The sequence below is a fragment of the Luteitalea sp. genome (assembly GCF_044337415.1).
Taxonomy (GTDB): domain Bacteria; phylum Acidobacteriota; class Vicinamibacteria; order Vicinamibacterales; family Vicinamibacteraceae; genus Luteitalea.
Genome location: NZ_JBIINP010000360.1, coordinates 1 through 3,028 on the forward strand (window position 1 = coordinate 1; position 3,028 = coordinate 3,028).

The window sequence follows — 3,028 nt, forward strand, 5'->3', positions numbered from 1 at the left end:
GCAGGGCCGGCTCTCGCAGCCCGGCCCCGACCACACGGAGAGACGCAACGATGACGACTGATTACGGCACCCTCGGCCGGAAGGGCGCAGCGGCTGGCGCCGTGCTGCTCACCGGCGTCCTGCTCGGCTACACGGCGGCCCCCGACGCCAAGGGCACGACACCGGCCCCGGTGGCGGCCGCGCGCGAGACCGCGACGCGCACGCTCGGCTCCGCTACCCATTCCTATGCGCAGGTGGTCGACGCCGTGACGCCGGCGGTGGTGACGGTGCGCTCGGAACGGCGCGTGCGGCAGGTCAGCCAGCAGGTGCCCGACGAGTGGATGCGCGAGTTCTTCGGCGGCGGCCGGGGCCGCGCGCCGCAGCGCACGCCACGCCGCCAGGGCGGCCTCGGATCCGGCGTCATCGTGCGCGCCGACGGTTATGTGCTCACGAACCACCACGTGATCGACGGCGCCGAGCAGGTAGACGTCGAGCTGACCGACGGCCGCAGCTTCAAGGCGACCGTTGTCGGGTCGGATGCCGCGAGCGATCTGGCCGTGCTGAAGATCGCCGGCGCGACGAACCTGCGAACCCTGCCGCTCGGCGACTCGGACGCCGTGGCCGTGGGCGATGTGGTGCTGGCCGTGGGCAACCCGCTCGGCGTCGGCCAGACGGTCACGATGGGCATCGTGAGCGCGAAGGGGCGCGCCACCGGCGGCACGAGCTTCGAAGACTTCATCCAGACCGACGCGCCCATCAACCAGGGCAACTCCGGCGGACCGCTCGTGAACGTCGACGGCCAGCTCGTCGGCATCAACTCGCAGATCCTGTCGCCGTCCGGCGGCAGCATCGGCATCGGCTTCTCCATCCCGGCCAACATGGCGCGCAACGTGATGACGCAGCTGATCGAGACGGGCACGGTTCGTCGCGGCATGCTCGGCGTGACGATCCAGCCCGTCACGTCCGACATCGCCCGGAGCCTCGGCCTCGACGCGGTGCGCGGCGCGCTGATCAACGGCGTGCAGCCCGGCGGCCCGGCCGCGAAGGCAGGCCTGCGGCGCGGCGACGTGATCACCCGGGTCAATGGCGAGGACGTGAGGGACGGCAACGAGCTGCGCAACCGCGTGGCCCAGGCGCGCCCCGGCGCGGCGGTGCCGCTCGAGGTCATCCGCGACGGCAAGACCGCGTCGTACTCGGTGACCCTCGGTGAGCTGACGGTGACCGACGCCGACGACGACCGCCCCGAGTCCGGCAGCGAGGCCGCTCCCGACACGACCGGCTACGGCATGGGCGTGCAGGCGCTCACGCCGGAGGAGGCGCGCGAGATGGACCTGCCCTCCGGGCGCGGCGTGGTGGTGCGCTCGGTCAACCCCGACGGACGCGCGGCGGCCGCCGGACTGCGTGACGGTGACGTGATCGAGGAAGTGGATGGCGCGCCGGTGAGCAGCGTGGACACGCTGCGAGCGCGCCTCGGCAAGGGCGATCGCCCCGCGCTGCTCCTGGTGCGGCGCGGTGAAACGGCGGCGTTCTTCACGCTGGAGAGGTAGGGCGCGGTCTCCGACCGCGCCGCTGGGGATAGCGGCCGCGTGGGACACGCGGCCCTACCTCGGTCCTCGCCCTTTGCCCTTTGCCCTTCACCCTTCGGCATGAGGCATGCGGCATGAGGCATGAGGCATGAGGCATGAGGAATGGCCGCTACCGCTCTGCGGCGACCAGCTTCTCGAAGGTGGCCTTCGATCCGGTCACGACGCGCTTGAGGGCGTCGCGATCGACCCAGGGCTTCACGCCCTCGGTGGCGGCACGTGCGCGCTTGGCGTGGAAGTCGAAGCCCTGCGCGTGCGCCCCCAGGAAGACGTCGACGGGCAGCGCCTCCAGCAGCGCAAACGATCGGCGGAAGTCCGCCTCGATGCCGGGATACGACGGATTGCGCACCAGCCGCGTGCCCTCGTTCACGTAGGTGCTGGCCGCGAAGACCACGCGCAGCGACCGCCCTTCCTCCATGACCGTGGTCGTCCAGGTGGTGGATCCCGGCGTGTGGCCGGGCGTACGGCGCGCCGTGAGCATCACGCCGCCGAGCGTCAGCACGTGGCCGTCGCCGATGACCTCGTCGGGCGTGACGGGCGGGAAGTGAAACGCCGGGTTCGGGCCGAACAGGTAGTCGGTCTTGCCGCCGCTGGACAGGAGCCCCTCGTCGCCACGCAGCACGAGCACCCGCGCCCCCGTCGCCTGCTTCAGCGCCGCGAGCGAGCCGACGTGATCGAAGTGGGCCTGCGTCGTCAGCAGCACCTTCACATCGCGCACCTTGAAGCCCTGCTTCACGATCGACTGCAGGATCAGCCCTTCGTGGCCCGGCACGCCGCCGTCGATCAGGATGTGCCCGGCGGGCGTCGCGATCAGGTACGAGGCGAGTCCGTGGGTGCCGACATAGTGGATCGGGCCGGCGATGCGAACGGGCTCGGTGGCCCGTTTCCAGCCATCGGGGTCGTCCTGCGCCGGGGTCCCGACAACGCCGAGGGCGAGGACCAGGCACGACACGAGGGCGGACAGCACGCGGACACTGGGCATGCGGGGATTGTACGAGGCGCACACGCTGGCAGGTTCGTCGGCTGACGCACCAGCCCGGCCATTTTGGTACCGTCACGTCGTCGTGTCCGCGCCGTCTCTGCCCGAGCAGCCGATCCCGTTGGTCCCACGCCTGGCGACGGGTGCTGACGGCGGCTGTCCGCGCCCTGCTGATCTGCGCCCTCGTGCCCGGACTGGCGCTGTTGCTCTGAGACCTGGCCCCCGCGCGTTGGATCGGCCACCATGCTCATGAGCCCTGAGCCGTAAGCCGTGAGCCCGTTCGGCGTTCGGCGTTCGGCGTTCGGCGTTCGGCGTTAAGCGTTCGGCGTTAAGCGTTCGGCGTTAAGCGTTCGGCGTTAAGCGTTAAGCGTTAGAGTGATGCCATGCGCCACCGCCCCCTGCTCGGCGTCGTGCTCGCCGCGACGCTCCTGACCCCGTCGTCGGCGCCCATGCGTGCGCAGGCTCCGGCCTCGCCAGCGGCGGGGCA

Annotated in this window: 2 protein-coding genes; one reads left to right on the top strand and one right to left on the bottom strand. The window is 71.4% G+C overall.

Going from position 1 to position 3,028, the window contains the following annotated elements; genetic code table 11:
- The first annotated feature begins 50 nt into the window (after window positions 1-50).
- On the top strand, window positions 51-1,526 hold the full coding sequence (locus ACIRDX_RS22295) for a DegQ family serine endoprotease (protein WP_396627616.1): 1,476 nt from the start codon (window positions 51-53) through the stop codon (window positions 1,524-1,526).
- 148 nt (window positions 1,527-1,674) lie between these two features.
- Here ACIRDX_RS22295 and bla read toward each other — a convergent pair whose 3' ends face one another.
- Window positions 1,675-2,544, bottom strand: a complete 870-nt coding sequence (gene bla, locus ACIRDX_RS22300; protein ID WP_396627617.1) for a subclass B3 metallo-beta-lactamase — start codon at window positions 2,542-2,544, stop codon at window positions 1,675-1,677.
- Window positions 2,545-3,028 lie beyond the last annotated feature (484 nt).

Coding starts and splice junctions, on each gene's coding strand:
- bla (WP_396627617.1), bottom strand. CDS start 2,544: ATGCCCAGTGTCCGCGTGCTGTCCGCCCTCGTGTCGTGCCTGGTCCTC.
- ACIRDX_RS22295 (WP_396627616.1), top strand. CDS start 51: ATGACGACTGATTACGGCACCCTCGGCCGGAAGGGCGCAGCGGCTGGC.